Source organism: Chitinophaga sp. H8, from assembly GCF_040567655.1.
GTDB classification, from domain to species: domain Bacteria; phylum Bacteroidota; class Bacteroidia; order Chitinophagales; family Chitinophagaceae; genus Chitinophaga; species Chitinophaga defluvii.
Window position 1 is genome coordinate 787,462 of sequence record NZ_JBEXAC010000002.1, and the last position, 18,370, is coordinate 805,831.

At 43.1% G+C, this 18,370-nt stretch carries 13 protein-coding genes; 9 read left to right on the forward strand and 4 right to left on the reverse strand.

The window, feature by feature from the left end:
- The first annotated feature begins 170 nt into the window (after positions 1-170).
- The 6 genes from ABR189_RS17050 (at position 171) to ABR189_RS17075 (ending at position 6,758) form a co-directional block, all read left to right on the forward strand.
- Positions 171-605 carry a hypothetical protein gene (locus tag ABR189_RS17050; protein WP_354661664.1) on the forward strand — a complete coding sequence of 145 codons (435 nt, stop codon included), beginning with the start codon at positions 171-173 and terminating at the stop codon, positions 603-605.
- A 134-nt stretch (positions 606-739) separates the two neighbouring features.
- Positions 740-1,342 carry a ribonuclease HII gene (rnhB, locus tag ABR189_RS17055; RefSeq protein ID WP_354661665.1) on the forward strand — a complete coding sequence of 201 codons (603 nt, stop codon included), beginning with the start codon at positions 740-742 and terminating at the stop codon, positions 1,340-1,342.
- 129 nt (positions 1,343-1,471) lie between these two features.
- Positions 1,472-2,962, forward strand: coding sequence for an RNA polymerase factor sigma-54 (gene rpoN / locus ABR189_RS17060; RefSeq protein WP_354661667.1), 1,491 nt, complete (start codon positions 1,472-1,474; stop codon positions 2,960-2,962).
- Positions 2,963-2,988: 26 nt separating this feature from the next.
- Entirely contained in the window at positions 2,989-3,681 is a 693-nt protein-coding gene (locus ABR189_RS17065; RefSeq protein ID WP_354661668.1) for a hypothetical protein, read from the forward strand.
- Positions 3,682-4,320: 639 nt separating this feature from the next.
- The gene (recA, locus tag ABR189_RS17070; RefSeq protein ID WP_354661669.1) at positions 4,321-5,334 is read left to right on the forward strand and encodes a recombinase RecA; all 1,014 of its coding nucleotides are present in this window, start codon (positions 4,321-4,323) and stop codon (positions 5,332-5,334) included.
- Positions 5,335-5,498: 164 nt separating this feature from the next.
- Positions 5,499-6,758, forward strand: a complete 1,260-nt coding sequence (locus tag ABR189_RS17075; protein ID WP_354661670.1) for a DEAD/DEAH box helicase — start codon at positions 5,499-5,501, stop codon at positions 6,756-6,758.
- Between the two features lie 89 nt (positions 6,759-6,847).
- On the opposite strand, the gene typA is transcribed toward ABR189_RS17075, so the two are convergent.
- From typA to ABR189_RS17090, 3 genes are all read right to left on the reverse strand, one after another.
- Positions 6,848-8,656 (reverse strand): translational GTPase TypA, encoded by a 1,809-nt coding sequence (gene typA / locus ABR189_RS17080; RefSeq protein ID WP_354661671.1) that lies wholly within the window; start codon positions 8,654-8,656, stop codon positions 6,848-6,850.
- 585 nt (positions 8,657-9,241) lie between these two features.
- Positions 9,242-11,470, reverse strand: coding sequence for a patatin-like phospholipase family protein (locus ABR189_RS17085; RefSeq protein WP_354661672.1), 2,229 nt, complete (start codon positions 11,468-11,470; stop codon positions 9,242-9,244).
- Positions 11,471-11,567: 97 nt separating this feature from the next.
- Entirely contained in the window at positions 11,568-12,623 is a 1,056-nt protein-coding gene (locus tag ABR189_RS17090) for a COX15/CtaA family protein (RefSeq protein ID WP_354661673.1), read from the reverse strand.
- Positions 12,624-12,787: 164 nt separating this feature from the next.
- On the opposite strand from ABR189_RS17090, the gene ABR189_RS17095 reads away from it, so the two are divergent.
- A complete protein-coding gene (locus tag ABR189_RS17095) occupies positions 12,788-13,231 on the forward strand; it encodes a hypothetical protein (protein ID WP_354661674.1) in 444 nt (147 codons plus the stop codon).
- Positions 13,232-13,292: 61 nt separating this feature from the next.
- On the opposite strand, the gene ABR189_RS17100 is transcribed toward ABR189_RS17095, so the two are convergent.
- The gene (locus tag ABR189_RS17100) at positions 13,293-16,280 is read right to left on the reverse strand and encodes a serine hydrolase domain-containing protein (RefSeq protein WP_354661675.1); all 2,988 of its coding nucleotides are present in this window, start codon (positions 16,278-16,280) and stop codon (positions 13,293-13,295) included.
- 294 nt (positions 16,281-16,574) lie between these two features.
- On the opposite strand from ABR189_RS17100, the gene ABR189_RS17105 reads away from it, so the two are divergent.
- Entirely contained in the window at positions 16,575-17,162 is a 588-nt protein-coding gene (locus tag ABR189_RS17105) for an adenylate kinase (protein WP_354661676.1), read from the forward strand.
- A 163-nt stretch (positions 17,163-17,325) separates the two neighbouring features.
- On the forward strand, positions 17,326-18,348 hold the full coding sequence (gene obgE, locus ABR189_RS17110; protein WP_354661677.1) for a GTPase ObgE: 1,023 nt from the start codon (positions 17,326-17,328) through the stop codon (positions 18,346-18,348).
- Positions 18,349-18,370 lie beyond the last annotated feature (22 nt).

An 18,370-nucleotide genomic window follows, 5' to 3' on the forward strand; every position in this document is an offset into this window, starting at 1 on the left:
AAATACGGGGAAAATACTTGAGCGGCCTCCCCGTATTAATTAAATATAAAATACATAAGGTCAATTATCTAAGTCAATTATTATTCCCAGCAAAAAATGGAATGTGATTTGCTTAACAGAAGACAACTACGCGGGAAAAACACCTATTACTGACTATTAAAAAAAACACCATGAAAAAAATGTTCTTACTGATGGCTGCTGCTTCCCTTTTATTTGCCTGCAACGAAAACACGGCGCAGAAAGAGAAGAAAGAAGAAGTGAAGGAAGGGGTAGAAAAAATTGGCGAAAATGTAAAAGAAACTGCCAATAGCGCCGGTGACTACCTTGCAGAACAAAAGAAAAAAGCGGAAGAGGATCTGTCTGACCGTATCACGAAAATTGACCAGAAAATAGAGGACCTGAAAAAGGATGGCTCTGAAAAAGGGAAAAAGGCCCGTAAAAAACTGGAAGAGCTAAAGGTCGAAATGAACAAAAAGCTGGACGACGTGAAGAACAGTAGTGAATCTGCATGGAATGATACCAAAAAGGGTGTGGATACGCTGCTGGACAAGTCTGATAAGGAATGGACTGAGCTCAAACAAAACTTTAAGAAGCTGTTTGAGTAAAATAAAAAATCATTTTGTTACCCTGCCGGCGGAGGCAAATGTTTACATTTAGCCATCATATGCCGGCAGGTTTTTAATATCTGATACTTTCCTATACTGATTTTTGTAATTTTACCGCGTTTAAAATATTGTTTTTGTTACTTTCTTACTATCAACATACATTCATAGAAGCTGGCTGCGATGAAGCCGGAAGGGGGTGTCTGGCCGGTCCGGTGTTTGCGGCTGCAGTGATATTACCCCGGGATTTTCATCATCCTTTGCTGAATGATTCCAAACAGCTCAAAGCCTCCCAAAGGGACGAATTGCGTTATATTGTGGAAAAAGAAGCCTTGTATTTTGCAGTGGCCAGCGTTGATAATGACGAAATTGACAAGATAAATATTTTAAAGGCTTCGTTCAAAGCCATGCACCTTGCCCTGGAAAAATTGCAGCAGCAACCGGAATTTATACTGGTAGACGGTAATCGTTTTTATGCCTATGGTAATATTCCGCATGCCTGTATCGTTAAAGGGGATGGTAAGTATGCATCTATTGCAGCGGCATCCATTCTTGCTAAAACATACCGGGATGAGTATATGCAGCAATTGCATGCACAATACCCCCATTTTGGCTGGAGTGTGAATAAAGGTTACCCAACTCAGCAACATCGGGATGCCATACGGGAGTTTGGTGATACCCCCTACCACAGGAAATCCTTCCGGTTATTACCGGATGACCAATTGGAACTGGAACTGTAGTACCCACAGCACCCCAGCACCGCAAATTACCACAATTCTTTACTGTAAACAGCCATAGTGGCTATGTTACGGATTAAAGTAATACTTATAACTATTGTTATTATTTTTGCCCAAGATAGGGAGTAGACTATGTTAAAGCAGACACAACAGCAAAAGCTATTACAAAAACTGTCACCTCAGCAGATTCAACTGATGAAACTGCTGCAGGTACCTACAGCTAATCTGGAAGAAAGAATCAAAGAAGAGCTGGAGGAAAACCCTGCCCTGGAATATGGAGAAGAGGCACATGAGGAAGACCTGACCAAAGATACTACAGAGGAATTTGAAAATTCTGGAGAAGACGAGTTTGAACCAGACGGGAGTGAAAACGAATATGATAATATCGATATATCTGAATATGTAAGTGAAGGGGATGATGACATAGCCGATTATAAGCTACGGGATGATAACTATCCTGATCCGGATGAGAGCAATAAAACCATTCCAATCCGGGTAGAAACCTCCTTTCATGAACACCTGCTCAGTCAGCTGGGCATGCTGGCACTGGATGATCATCAGCAAAGTGTGGCGGAACAGATTATCGGGAGTATTGATGACGATGGATACCTGCGCAGGGAAATCAGCGCTATCGTAGATGACCTCTCTTTTTCACAAAATATCAATACCAGTGAAGAGGAAATAAAAGGGCTGATCAAAAAGATTCAGGAATTTGACCCGCCCGGCGTTTGTTGCGCAGATCTCAAAGAATGCCTGCTGCTGCAATTAAAGCGTAAAACACAGGATGATGTAAGCGTGCAAAATGCATACAATATCCTTGAAAACTACTTTGAGGAGTTTACCAAGAAACATTACGAGAAAATTCAAAAGGCCCTCAATCTCTCAGACGAAGGCCTGAAGGAGTGCATTAACCAGATCATTAAATTAAATCCCAAGCCAGGTGGTAATTACGCTACGCTAAACAAAGCCGAGAGCTATGTACTACCGGATTTCTTTGTTTTTAATAATAATGGTAAACTGGAATTAACACTCAACTCCAAAAATGCACCTGATCTCCGTATTTCCGGAGGATATAAGGACATGCTGCGGGAATATGACAGAGGGGATAAAAAAGATAAACGCCAGAAAGAAGCCGTGCTGTTTATCAAACAAAAGATAGATGCCGCCAAATGGTTTATTGATGCTATTAAACAGCGCCAGCATACCCTGCTGTCTACCATGGAATCTATCATGAATTATCAGAAAGAGTTTTTCCTGACGGGCGATGAAACTACCATGAAGCCCATGATCCTGAAAGATATTGCTGATATCACCCAACTGGATATTTCTACGGTAAGCCGTGTAGCCAACAGTAAATATGTGCAAACGGAGTTTGGTACATTTAAACTGAAGTTTTTCTTCTCAGAATCCTTATCTACAGATAGCGGGGAAGAAGTGTCTACCAGGGAAGTGAAGAAAATATTATCCGATCTGATCGAAGGGGAAAATAAACGAAAACCACTGAGTGATGAGAACCTGACTAAAATGTTGCAGGATAAAGGGTATAATATTGCACGCCGTACCGTTGCCAAATACCGGGAGCAGCTGAATATACCTGTGGCCCGTTTACGTAAAGAATTATAAGCCCCATACAATACGGGATTACTATTATGCAAGAACAAGCTGTTTTAAATAAAGATGGTGCGCTGGAAATGGAACCCCGGTTTTCACCAGGTATGCGTGCGATAGCACAGGTGATCTCCTATGTGATGCATCCTTTGTTCATCCCTACTGTTATTACAATACTCCTGGTATATGCATTACCGGAATACTTTGTAACATTTAAACAGTTTAGTAAAAAGTTTCCCTACGATATGCTTTACTTCCGGGTAATCAGCATCAGTATCTTCTTTCCACTGTTAACTGTATTATTATCCAAGGCACTTGGATTCGTATCCTCCATTTATCTTAAAACCCAACGGGACCGCATCATTCCATATGTGGCCATCATTATATTTTATTTCTGGGCCTTTTACACTTTTCTGCGGGAAGGTGTAGCGCCTCCTTTCTTTAATGCCTTCTTCCTGGGGATATTCATCGCCATTATTATTGCATTTGTAAGTAATAATTTTGTGAAGATCAGCATGCATACCGTAGGTTGGGGAGGTGTTATCGGACTTTTACTGGCGCTCATGTGGGGTATGGACATCAATGTTACCTTTCCTTTAGTTATCACCTTTTTTGCCGCAGGCCTGGTAGCTGTTGCCCGGCTCGTATTAGCTGCTCATACCCCTGCAGAGGTTTACCTGGGTTTTATAGTGGGCATTCTTGCCCAGCTGGCCGCTTATGCGATGATTGGTTAATACCGGCGATTACCTAAAACAAAATGAGGAACCCTCTTGTCCGGCTTCCTCATTTATGATTAATTGTCATCCAGCCATGGCTGCTTGTAAAATTTGGGGTTTAAACCTGTTCCGCCAACCACACCACTCATTTTCTTCAGGTAACAACAGGATGCAAGGCCGTAGGGCAGGCTAACAAACAATGACTAACAAACAACCGGGATAACAAATCAATGAAGCGGGTTAACAACTACAACAACAAAATTTGACAATGCAAAAATGTTATATTTCCAGGTGATACTCAAGCGTATTTATACGCTTTTTCAAAATGGAGTATTAATACGCCCCCCTTTCTGAAAGCCCTCCCTCTTGTATCCCGACATTCTCAAGAGGCTACCATGGCCCTTTTATCTTTTTTTTATAAAAAATTGCCCCTTTTTTAAAAGAGGAGCTCGTTACGCATATCTACTGCGTAACAGTACCCCATCTTTGTAAAACCATCGCAGATACAGATAATTACTTACTAAAAGGAAAAACAGACGGGAGATGGTTTTTTACTAGAAATTTTAGTAAAAATAATAAAATGCTAATTTTTTTAGGAAAATACAAAATTAGATATTAACTTAGCACACCATTAAATTTGTAAAAAACACTTACTATATGTCTACAGCCAATGCAGAAAAACTGAAGGCCCTGCGCCTTACCATAGATAAGATTGATAAGGACTTTGGAAAAGGTTCTGTAATGATGATGGGTGAAAAAGCAGAGGCCCCAATGGAGGTCATTTCTACCGGTTCCCTGGGCCTGGATATTGCACTGGGCATAGGTGGTCTGCCTAAAGGCAGGGTAATAGAAATATATGGGCCTGAATCTTCCGGTAAAACTACTATTGCTATTCATACAATCGCAGAAGCACAGAAAAAAGGCGGTATCTGCGCCATTATAGATGCGGAGCACGCTTTTGACAGCAGTTACGCTAAAAGATTAGGCGTGGATGTTGACTCTCTGCTGATTTCACAGCCAGACCATGGCGAGCAGGCATTGGAAATTGCCGACCGCCTGATCCTTTCCGGCGCTGTAGACGTAGTAGTGGTGGATTCCGTAGCTGCCCTGGTACCTAAAGCAGAGCTGGAAGGTGAAATGGGAGAAAGTAAAATGGGATTACAGGCCCGCCTGATGTCCCAGGCACTCCGTAAGCTGACTGCCACTATTTCCAAAACCAACTGCTGCTGCATATTTATTAACCAGCTGCGTGAAAAGATAGGTGTAATGTTCGGCAATCCCGAAACTACTACCGGTGGTAATGCCCTGAAATTCTACGCTTCTGTACGTCTGGATATACGCCGTATGGCACAGATCAAGGATGGTGACGAAGCAATTGGTAACCGCGTAAAAATAAAAGTAGTTAAAAATAAAGTAGCGCCTCCCTTCCGCCAGGCTGAATTTGATATCGTTTACGGCCAAGGGGTTTCCAAAACAGGGGAAATCATCGATATGGGTGTAGAATATGGAATTGTTCAGAAAAGCGGTAGCTGGTTCAGCTATGATACCAACAAGCTGGGCCAGGGCCGGGATGCAGTAAAACAACTGCTCAACGATAACCCGGAATTAGCTGCCGAAATAGAAGGAAAGATAAAAGCAAAAATTGCCGAACAACAAGAGGCAAATCAATAATATTCTTACTATAAGTTAGTTTTAGTTTTAGTAAGCATTGGGTTAGTTAGTTACATCCCTGCTCATTTCTGGGCGGGGATTTTTTTTGAGTACCTTTGCCCATGCAAACGGTAGAACGTAACAAGAAACTTTTATCCAATTTAGGAATCTCCGCATGGAATAACATGCAGGAATTAGCACATGCCACTATCCCCTCCCATAAGGATGTTGTGCTTTTAGCCCCAACAGGCTCGGGTAAAACACTGGGATTCCTGGTCCCGGTACTCAACAACCTGCAACCCAATAACTCCCAGGTACAATGCCTGATACTGGTACCCTCAAGAGAACTGGCCCTTCAGATAGAACAGGTCTGGAAAAAAATGAGCACCGGCTTTAAGGTAAGCAGCTTTTATGGGGGTCATTCCATGCCTACAGAAATTCAAAGCCTGAGTACCCCTCCTGCCCTGCTTATTGGAACTCCCGGCAGAATCGCAGATCACATCAGCCGCAATACTTTCTCCACAGCAGACATACATACCCTGGTACTGGATGAGTTTGACAAATCACTGGCGCTGGGCTTTGAAGAAGAGATGTCTTACATTACAGATGCTTTAAAGCAGGTCAGCAAACGGATACTGGTTTCTGCTACAGCTGCCATTGAAATCCCGGCATTTACCGGTATAACAGCCCCTAAGGTGCTTGATTTCATCAGCGAACAGCAGACAACTAATGCCCTACAGTTAAAACTGGTCATCTCCGAGGAAAAGGATAAAATAGACACGCTGTTTCAACTGCTTTGCTCCCTGGGTGGAGAAGCTGCAATTATATTCTGCAATCATCGCGAAGCTGTGGAACGTACCAGCCAGTTGCTACAGGAAAAGGGAATAGACAGTGCTTTTTTTCATGGGGGAATGGAGCAAATGGACCGCGAGCTCACACTTACACGCTTCAGAAACGGTAGCGTCACTTTCCTGGTTGCGACTGACCTGGCAGCACGCGGATTGGATATTCCTGAAATGAAGCACGTAATACACTATCATATGTCGCCTTCCCTGGAAGAGTTTACCCACAGGAATGGTCGTACTGCCCGTATGCTTGCTACTGGTACTGCTTACCTCATTCTGCATAAGGAGGAGCCTTTGCCTGAGTATCTAAGTGAGACACCGGCTTTACTGGAATTACCTGCTAAAAGCTCCCTGCCACCTGCTACTGTATGGACAACACTTTACATCAGCGGAGGCAAAAAAGATAAGATCAATAAAGTAGATATCGTAGGGTTCTTCTCCAAAATAGGCAAACTGGAGAAAGGAGATCTCGGCATGATAGAAGTAAAAGACTTTGTTTCTTTTGCAGCAGTAAAGAAAAAGAAAGTACGGGAATTACTGGCGAACGTAAGAGAACAAAAAATGAAGGGTAAAAAATATAGAATCGCCGTAGCTAAATAATGCCCGGCTACCCAGCTAAAAGTATACTTAACAAAAGCGCCGTTTCACTCATGTGAAACGGCGCTTTATATAGTGCTGTTATCTTACTACTATGCTTCTACTTTCATTGACTTAGACATTTTTCTACGCTCATCCTCATCCAATATGGTTTTACGCATACGTATGTGATTTGGCGTTACTTCAATACACTCATCATGTTGGATGTATTCCATACATTCTTCCAGTGTCATCAGTATTTTAGGAGCAATGCTGGTAGCAGCATCACTTCCGCTGGCACGCATGTTAGTCAGCTTCTTACCTTCATTGGCATTTACCACCAGATCTCCCGGTTTATTATTTTCACCAATGATCATACCTCTGTATACATCTTCTCCCGGATCAACAAAGAAAGAGCCTCTGTCTTGTAATTTATCCAGAGAATAACCGGTAGTACTACCTGCTTCTTTAGCAATCAATACACCATTGTTACGCCCAGGGATCGCTCCTTTCCAGGCTTTGTAATCGTTAAACCGGTGGGCCATTACCGCTTCACCAGCAGTAGCCGTCAGCATTTGTGTACGCAAACCGATCAAACCACGGGAAGGTATTTCGAATTCCAGGTGCTGCATTTCACCTTTCGTTTCCATGATCAGCATCTCACCTTTACGGCGGGTAACCAGATCAATTACTTTACTGGCAAATTCCTGTGGAACATCTACTACCAGTGTTTCATATGGTTCGCATTTTTTACCATCTACCAGCTTGGTAATTACCTGTGGTTGCCCTACGGTTAATTCGTATCCTTCACGACGCATGGTTTCAATCAATACACCTAAGTGCAGGATACCACGGCCATATACCATGAAGCTATCTGCGTTATCAGAATCCAGTACACGCAGTGCCAGGTTCTTCTCAGTTTCCTTCATTAAACGATCACGCAGGTGACGGGAAGTTACAAACTTACCATCCTTACCATAAAATGGAGAGTTATTAATACTGAACTGCATGTTCATAGTAGGCTCATCCACGCTGATCACTGGTAATGCTTCCGGATTTTCTGCATCAGAAATAGTATCACCAATGTTAAAATCTTCCAGACCTACTACTGCACAAATATCACCAGCTAATACTTCAGTTACTCTTCTTTTCCCTAAGGCTTCAAATATGTATAATTCCTTAACACGTTGTCTTTTAACAACCCCGTCTGCCTGCATCAATGCAATGGGCTGGTTTTCTTTAATACTACCACGGGTGATTTTACCTACTGCGATACGACCCAGGAAAGAAGAATAATCCAGAGAAGTGATTTGCATTTGCAAAGTACCTTCCGCAATTTTAGGCTCAGGTACATATTCCAGAATACCATCCATTAATGGGCTGATATCTTCTGTTTGGGTCAATGAACTATTAAACCAGCCATTTTTACCAGAACCGTAAAAAGTAGGGAAGTTTAATTGTTCTTCGGTGGCATCCAAGTTAAAGAACAGTTCAAATACTGCATCATGTACTTCGTCCGGACGGCAGTTAGGCTTATCCACCTTATTGATAACCACAATTGGTTTCAGGTTCAGTTGCAATGCTTTTTGCAGTACAAAACGGGTTTGTGGCATAGGCCCTTCAAAAGCATCTACCAGCAAAATAACCCCATCAGCCATTTTCAATACTCTTTCCACTTCACCACCAAAGTCGGCGTGACCTGGGGTATCAATCACATTGATCTTGGTACCTTTATATTCAACAGACGCGTTTTTACTAAATATAGTGATCCCACGTTCTCTTTCCAGATCATTACTATCCATGATCAGGTCCTGAGTCTCCTGGTTAGCCCGGAAAATGTTGCCTTGATGCAAAATCTTATCCACCAAAGTAGTCTTACCATGGTCTACGTGTGCAATAATTGCGATATTACGAATATTCATATATTTTATTATTTAGCTGCCAGATGGTTATGTTTAAGTGAAAAGCAGCTACAAAAACGAGGCGCAAAGGTACGAAAAACAGACGAGACTGAAGGGCCCTGACTTTAAATAAATGTAATCATTTGGTCAGATGATAAAATTGGTGTATGACGTGCTGAAAATCAATATGTTGAATAATAATTCCGGCTTATATTTCTTTTTTCAAATGATCATCAATCAGTTATTAAGGCATTCCCTTCTGGTAATAATCCCTGAAAACGGTGGTACTTTTCACAGCTTTAATCCTTTATCCAGCTAAAACAAAGGTAATCCTACTTTCGCAAAAGCTACTCATTCTGAATGCATTAGGATTCGATTTAAAAAGGAAAGCGCCGGATCAGATAGTATGCTATTGATATGGTTACGCTATGGCCGAAGCATGGTTGAGCTATAGTAAAGGCATAGTAAAAGCGTTCCAAAGGCATAATTACACTATGGCCGAAGCATGGTTGAGCTATAGTAAAGGCATAGTAAAAGCGTTCTAAGAGTATCAATAAGCCTATTTTAAAGCATTCGCTGCATTAGGCTAAAAGCTGGCAATAACTGCTATTTCTGCTTCATCAGTTGCAGAATGTAATTAAAAGCACTTTGGTTGGCAGGGTTATTCAGCGCATTGGCAATATCCAGCTTTTCGCGGGAGGTAAGATGCCAGCTTAAAGCAGCGGCTTTATCCTGCTGTTGGGGTACATATTGAAAAATAACCCGGTGGAATTTATTGGGGAAATGCCCTTCCATGTAATTCACCAGCCCATCCTGGTCAAAATCCTGCATGGCGCTCCAGTGCTGCTGCATGGTGAACAGCGGCTCAAAAATCAGGTCACTGAGGTTTTTTGTTTTTTTAATCGGCTGCATTTCATTTTTCCGGGTATCCCGTACCTGCAGGTACAGCACTCCTTTGGTATTTTCATTGATCCAATCCCGGAACGTGTACAAAAACCGGAGCGTCGTTTGTTGTCCAAAATTATCCCGGATGCCCGCATCCATTACGTCTATGATAGGGTTACTGGGCAAAAATGCATTGGGTAATACATAAGGAAAGGTAGCGCACATGCGGATAGCGCTGGTAATCCTCAGGTCCATGGCCCCCTGGGCTGCAAAATACTGGGCAAAGTCCACCCCGTCAATATCTCTGCCCTGACGGGTGGGATACTGGTACTGCGGACTACACAAATAACTTACGGGTTGGGGAGACATCACCAACATTCGCCCGTCGGCATTGATAGTGGCATTCCATATCAGCATCGGTATAGCTGCTGTTTCTTCCGGCTCCTTATAATCTTTGAGGGTTTTATCCAGCACAAAAGCTGTATTGTTGTTCAGCTGCATTTCAAAGGCATATCCCCTGTCTTTGGCATAGTGATTATCCCCAATATGAAAACTGCGGAAAGGAGTAATAAAATCATTAACTGCCATAGCAGAAAAAACAGAATTCAACAGATCCCTGGAAATCCTTTCTGCATAAATACTGTCTGTCAGCTGAACCGCCTTTCCCTGCAACTGTTCATAATACAACTCCCGAAAATAACTGGCCCCCATCATTCCTCCGGAGGCCCCGGTCATCAGTACTGTTTGTCGCATCAAGGTATCTTTCAGCATACTGTTCAGCCTTTGCAGCACATTTACGCTCCAGGTAGCCGACCGGCTGCCACCGCCACTGAAATTCATCACAACAAAATAGGGTTTTTCACCTGCAGGAAATTTGGCTCTCCATTTTTCCAGCACCTTCAAAGTATGTTGCTTATCTGCCTCATACTTTTCATCTGTAAAAAAACGCTGTAAGGCATCCGCACTATATTCCGGGCGTTCTTTCTTATCCCGGTAATTAAGCCCGTAAGCTTTATTCCGGTTGTCCACCCAATCATGCTCTACCATCCAGTTTAGCCCAAACAGCATCACCAATAAGGTGGGTATGGCCCAGGTTTGCAATACATAAGCATAAGCACCTGCTACACCTATCAGAAAGGCAAAAAACACCAGCACACTCGCACCTGCCGGTATCCTGAACACATTATAGTCCATGAGATAGGCCAGTATTACCAGAAAAACAAGTGCACATCCGATTGTAATGATTGCTGCGAAGTGATGTTGTTTTAAGATGCTGTCCAGGTAGTGTTTGTTATAATGGTCTACGTTTCTGGCCCGGCGGATCTTCCAGGGCGTGTTAAAATAGTTATGTACCGGGAGTGCATTTTCGTCGGGTTCCTGGCTGGGCTTCAGTACCAGTTTTAAAAAATTACGGGGATTGCCAAACTTTTTCTCCAGCCGGCGGCCAATATTTTTATCTGCATTAAAAAAGTAAAAGAAGGAGAAGAAAATGATGAATAAAACCCCGCAAATATACCCTTCTGCCAGCAGCAGTATTTCCGGCAGAGTACTCAATTGTTCATACCGTTGGTACTCCCATCCGCGAAAGATCAAACAGATGATAAAGGCCAGCGGAATAATTGAATTATTTAAACAATACTTGAAAAAGGGCTGGGAAGTAGTAGCCAGAAACTTAAACCTGCCGGTATGCAGAATGAAAGTGGTAATATGCCAGCTCATGATAAAAACACCAGTAGCCAGGCCTAATATAGTAGTACTATAGAAATTAACCTGTCCCAGATATTCCGGTGCAAGAAACAAGGCATCCCCCCCAAATACTTTTGCAAATCCCCCGTTGATCGTCCCGAACAATATTGCCCAGAAGATCAACAAAACCTGGTATTTGCGAAAATGCAACAGCAGGAGTTGTATAGGGAAAGAATAGTAAATTTTTACTAGTAGTAATTTCACCTTTTTCGTAAGCTAATTCCGATAAACTTACGCAAAATTTTGCGATGAAGCCTCAACTTCACCGGGAACTTCCTTACTGCAAACTTTATATATTGTATTAAACTGCTTTAATAGAAGTACCTCTGCTCAGGAATTGTGTCCATACCAAAGCCAATAATAAAAGCATTCCTACAAACTGGTGCAGGATGGCATAGCTGATTGGGATTTTTACCTGGCTGCCTAAAATAGTCAATACCCCTAAAAGCACCTGAAGTAATACCAGCAGTAAGGGTAAATAACGCATTTTGTGTAATAAGCTATAGGAAGGCGTTTGTCCGGCTTTCCACCACCAGATAGCTACAAGTATAGTGATCAGGTAGGCAAGTCCGCGATGGAGAAACTGAATAGTGATCTGATTATGTGTTATATCGGCCAGCAAGCCGCCCTGGGCAAACATCCCTGTGGGCCACCACATACCATTAATATCCGGCCAGGTGCTAGCAGCCAGTGCTGCATGCAATCCTGCCATAAAAGCACCGTAGACCAGCTGTATGGTCAGCAGGGCTAACAGCCAGGTATTTAATTTTTTCAGCGTTTCCACCGGCAGAATCTCCTTGACAGGCACTGATAACTTTAAAGCAAACCACAGCACATAACATAATAATGCCAGAGCGGCGATAAAATGAATGGCCAGCCGGATATGACTTACATACAAATTCTCTTCATTCAGCCCGCTTTTTACCATGATCCAGCCTATTGCTCCCTGTAATCCACCCAACACAAATAGAATCACCATAGGGTTTACCATGGTACGGTCTATTTTCTTCTTAATGATAAAGTAAATGAACGGTACAATGAAAACAATCCCCATCAAACGGGCCCAATCACGATGCAACCACTCCCAGAAATAGATGAATTTGAAATCCGATAGCGTAAAATGACTGTTAACATACTGGAACTGGGCTATTTCCTTGTATTTGTCGAAAGCGGCCTGCCAGGCCTGCTCATTCATGGGTGGGAAAGCGCCCAATATTGGTTTCCATTCAGTAATAGATAATCCACTGCCAGTTAAGCGGGTAAGACCACCTAATAATACCTGTATCACTATCATGCCCACGCCAATATATAACCAGATGGCTACGGCGCGGTTATTTTTTACTGTAACTGCTTCCATAAACGTTGCAAACTTAGGACAGAAAAATTGATAATTCGCAATTAACACGGAGGTAATATTCTCTTAACCCTGAGGATGGACCTTTGCCTTGAAAATTAAACGGCACCATTGTATTAGCTAATACTGCCCTACAAGTTTAAAAGATCAACATTAAAAATAATGTCATGAAACACATGCGTATTGTTTTAGCACCCAAAGCAGTAATGGTTTTAATAGTTACTATCCTGATAAATACTTTTCAAGTACATGCTCAGGAAAACGTATTTGCCTCCAGCACACCCAGGATATCAAAAGAAGACCCTAAGACCGCTGCGGCAACATTAAAAATGCAGTTAATGCATTTGGAAAAGGATTCCCTGCTTTTCAGATTACTGATAGAAAATCCAGCCGGCGAAAAGCTGATGCTGTATATAAAAGATAACAACAGCAATGTACTGCTGCGTGAAACGCTGCCCACTACTTCAAGATATGAAGCACGCTACAATCTCCAGTCACTGGAAGATGGTGCTTACACTTTTGAGATCAGAAACGGGAAAAATAAAGTAGCAGAAAAAGCGGTGGATATCAAAACAGAAACCCAGGTAAACCGCAGCGTTTCTTTAGATTAACGTCTTTCGTTTTTTAATATTCAAGTTAACTGTTAAGTCAGGGGAGCTCTCTCTTCTGACTTTATTTTTTTACAATCGCATCATAGACTGCTTCCATCATCCTGCCACGTATATTCAGGGTAGACAGTTTCGTGTTAGCTCCTCCGTTAGGGCTTACCCGGTTGCTCAGAAATATAAACACCAGATTAGACTGAGGGTCTGCCCATACACAGGTACCTGTAAATCCGGTATGCCCAAATGTATCAGCAGAGGCACTCTTGCAGGGATATGCATCGAGCCGGTTCTGAACGCCCTTTTCAGGTTTATCAAATCCTAACCCTCGGCGGCTGATTTTGCTATTGTAGGCGGTAAACAGCTTAACCGTTTCCGGCTTGATATATTGTACGCCATCATAGCTGCCCTTGTTCAATAACATTTGCATAATGATAGCCAGGTCATGTGCATTGGAAAAAAGTCCGGCATGGCCGGCTACACCACCAAACATGGCCGCACCGGGGTCATGTACATCGCCATGGATCCATTGCATACGGAAAATACGTTCATACTCCGTGGGGGCCAGCAGTTGTAACGGGATATGTTCCCTTGGCCGAAACATGGTGGTAGTAAGCCCTAATGGTTCATAAAAGGTATCTCTTACATATTCTTCCAGCTTTTTGCCAGAAAGCGCTTCCACTATTTTTCCCAGAAACATAAAATCCAGGTCACTGTATACATATCCCTGACGGGTATTCAGCTTACTATCCAGCACCCTTTTCCATATCGTGTCCGGATATCCGTTACTGATATATAAATGATCTGCTACCCGTAATTCATGCTGTTCATCCATTTCCGGACGATACCAGGCAGAGTCCGGATAACCTGCGGCATTGATGGTTTCCTTATAAAAAGGTATCCAGGCTACTAATCCGGCCTGGTGTAATAAAACATTACGGATAGTTAACCCCGCTTTGTTAGACCCTTTTACAAAAGGTAAATAATCACCCAGGGTAGCATCCAGCTTAATTCTTCCTTCATCATACAAGCGCATGATGGATAAAGTAGTAGCACATATCTTGGTTACTGAAGCGAGATCATACACCGTTTGCGGTGTTACCGGCACCTTTTTATCATAATCATAATACCCAAAACATTTGTTGTAAATCACTTTCCCATCTTTCATGGCCAGCACTTCACAACCCGGAGCGGCGCCTTTGGATATCATGATTTCCGCAATGGGGTCAATCTTATCCAGCATCGCGCTATTTACACCCGCATCTTCCGGTACTACCTGTGGCAAGGTGGCACTTTCCGGCAGCTCATAGGTGATCCCTGTTCCGGAAGGCAACCCTTCACATACCGTAACCGGCAATTTCCCCTGGGGTGCTATTTTACCAAACAGGATCTCCGCCGCTACTTTCTGGGTAGTACTATCATCTTCATATGCAGCGATGATAGCAGGCCCTTCACAGAAGTATTTAATTGCGTAAGGATTTCCAAAAACAACAGTAGCCGAAGGTATTTCCTGTTGTAGTTGACGGATCAGCAGCTTTTGTGCCATTGAAATACCAAACCCATTGGCTGGGCGGCGGCTGTAATTATGAAGACTGATGATCACGGCTTTATAATCCCGATGTAAGCGGGATACCATCGGAGCTACCTGGCTCACTGGCTGACCGGAAGAAAAAACGTAGGTATCTGTACCGGGTTTTATCTTTTTCACTTCACTCAGAAAAGCATTACCTGCATCTGCCCCTACTGCTATAACAGCCACCTTTTGCTGCACCATAGCTGGCGAGAAAGGCACGATCTTATTATCATTCTTTACCAGGGTTATTGCAGCTTCTGCCAGTTTCCTGCGCAGGGAGTCTGTCTGCGCATTCAGGTCCTTTTCCAGATTACGGGTGTCTATAGGCTGTAATTGCCCAAGGCCCAGATTGTACTTTGCCCGCAATACTTTTTTCACTCTTTCATCTACCTCTTCCTGGCTGATCAATCCTTTTTTAATACCCCTTTTGATAGCAGCAACACTACCAGCAGAAGTAGATGGCAGGATCATCAGGTCATTACCTGCCAGCAGGGATTGCAGGGATTCCTCCCCTTTTGTATAATATTTGGCAATCCCTTTCATTTCCAACGCATCTGTAATCACCAGGCCCTTAAAGCCCATTTCTTCCTTGAGCAATTTGGTTACTGCTTTACGGGAAATAGAAGTAGGTGTATTAGGTTTATTATCAATAGCAGGGATGAATAAATGAGCCACCATTATGGAGCCTACGCCGGCTTCAATAGCCTGGCGGAAAGGATATAACTCCAGCGCCTCCAGCTGGGCACGGGTTTTACGGATAGAGGGCAGGTCAAAATGCGAATCCACATCGGTATCCCCATGTCCGGGAAAGTGTTTGGCACAGGCCATCACGCCGGCTTCCTGCATACCTTTAATAGTAGCCACCCCCATTCGAGCCACCTGGTACTTGTTTTCTCCAAAGGAACGGTCATTAATCACCGGATTATCCGGATTATTATTCACGTCCATATCCGGTGCAAAATCAATCTGTATCCCGATACGTTTGCATTGTTCTGCCATCACCCGGCCTGCTTCATAAGCCAGTGTACTATCCTGGATAGCTCCTATTAACAGGTTGCGTGGCAAGCTGATCACACTATCCAATCGCATGCCCAGCCCCCATTCGCCATCAATTCCCACCAATAGTGGCACCTTTGAGATGGACTGGTAATAATTGGTAAGATTAGCCTGACGTACCGGTCCTCCCTGGAAGAAGATCACCCCTCCTACCTTATTATCATTAATATCTTTTATTACAGCATTAATATGGTCTCTGCCCAGGTTGGAATGCGCCCGTATCATGATCAGTTGCGCAATACGTTCATCTGGCGTAAGTGATTGAAAAACACTGTCGGCCCACCGGTCGGCAGCTCCTTGCTGGGGAGTTGCTATCAGTGTTTTAACCTTTTGCCCTTTTTTCTTGTTGTTAACGGTAGGCGGGAGCCGGAAGGCAGTGCCTGTGATTAACAAACCCGTTAGCCCTAATGCCAGTAGTTGCTTCATCATTCCATAAACTTACAAAGTTTTGCGCATTAAAGCACCAGTCTGGCACACATAAGCACCTTTGACAATCAACTAATTACTAATATTAATAATATAATTTTGATATCCTCAAAACTTCCTGGCAAAATTCATGGGCCGTTTTAATAAAATTTGATATTTTTGGCGAAATACTTAAAATATATTTACTATTTTGGCGAAATCTTTTAGATTATTTAATCAATAGTAATTTCACTTACCAATACATTCAATTGTTTGTTATATTTGCAAACTTGCGAGTAAAGTAGATTTTAATTAAACATGGTCAATCTCATTTTATTTGGCCCTCCCGGTAGTGGCAAGGGTACACAAAGCGCTAACATTATTGAAAAGTACGGGTTGCTTCATTTGTCTACCGGCGATTTGCTGCGTAACGAAATTGAAGCCCGGAAACCACTGGGTCTGGAAGCTAAAAAATTCATGGACCAGGGACAGTTAGTGCCGGATGAAGTTGTGATAGGAATGATCAGCTCAAAGCTGGATGAAAATCAGGATGCGAGAGGATTTATTTTTGATGGATTCCCCCGTACTACTGCGCAGGCAGAAGCGCTGGATAAATTGCTGGCTTTAAAGAAAACTTCTATTTCACAGGTTTTATCACTGGAAGTACCGGAAGATGAATTGATCAAACGTCTGTTAAACCGTGGTCTTACCTCCGGCCGTAGTGACGATGCCAGTGAAGAACTGGTAAAAGCACGTATTGTGGAGTACCATAATAAAACAGCTCCTGTAGCAGATCATTACGCCAAGTTTGGCAAATTCAAGAAGATCAAAGGTGATGGTACTGTAGAAAGTACGTTTGAATTGCTGAGTAAAGAGATTGATGAGCTGGTGAGCGAGCGCGTATAATACTTCATTTAACAACATTACATATAACGCAAAGATTGTAAGTAGGAGATTAGTACCACTGCTTTGTACTAATTCGCCAAACTTCACGATCTTTGCGTTTTGTTTTAAATCCCGGCAACGGGCAAAACGTGTGGCTTTATTCTAAAGCATAAATTTAAACCTGGTGGAAAGAGGCAATTTTGTTGATTATATCCGAATTTTTTGCAGATCCGGTAAAGGCGGAGCTGGTAGTATGCACTTTATGCGTACCAAATTCAACGCACAGGCCGGGCCTGACGGTGGAGACGGTGGCCGTGGAGGACATATCATTCTGAGGGGCAACGCTCAGTTATGGACCCTGCTGCACCTGCGCTGGTACAAAAATGTACATGCCAAAGACGGACAAAATGGTAGCGGAAGCCATTGCACCGGTGCTTTTGGTGAGGATGTGATCATTGAAGTGCCACTGGGCACCATTGCCAGAAATGAAGAAACCGGGGAAGTAGAAGCAGAAATATTACATGATGGGCAGGAACTCATCTGGCTGCCCGGTGGACAGGGAGGCCGCGGAAACAGCTATTTCAGATCCCCTACCAACCAAACCCCGGAATATGCCCAGCCAGGCATGCCAGGTATAGAAGGCTGGCGAATACTGGAACTTAAAGTATTGGCTGATGTAGGCCTCGTAGGATTCCCCAACGCCGGAAAATCGACGCTACTTTCTACCCTCACGGCTGCCAAACCCAAAATAGCGGACTATGCCTTTACCACACTTACCCCCAACCTGGGTATCGTAGAGTACAGGGGAGATAAATCTTTTTGTATTGCCGACTTACCAGGTATTATCGAAGGGGCTCATGAAGGGAAAGGTCTTGGCCACCGGTTTTTGCGGCACATTGAAAGAAATGCCGTATTATTATTCTTAATTCCTGCTGATAGCCCTGATCACCGAAAAGAATTCGAGATCCTGATAAATGAACTGGAGCAGTATAATCCTGAACTATTAGACAAACAATTCCTGCTGGCCATCAGTAAGAGTGATATGCTGGATGATGAACTGAAAACGGCTATTGCAAAGGAACTGCCTGACAATGTACCGGTTGTATTCATTTCATCTGTGATACAGCAGGGGCTGGTAGAATTAAAAGACATGCTTTGGGAAGCACTAAACAACAACAACAATAGAGTAATAAGCACAGCAGAATAGTTATTGCAATAGCTTTATTGTA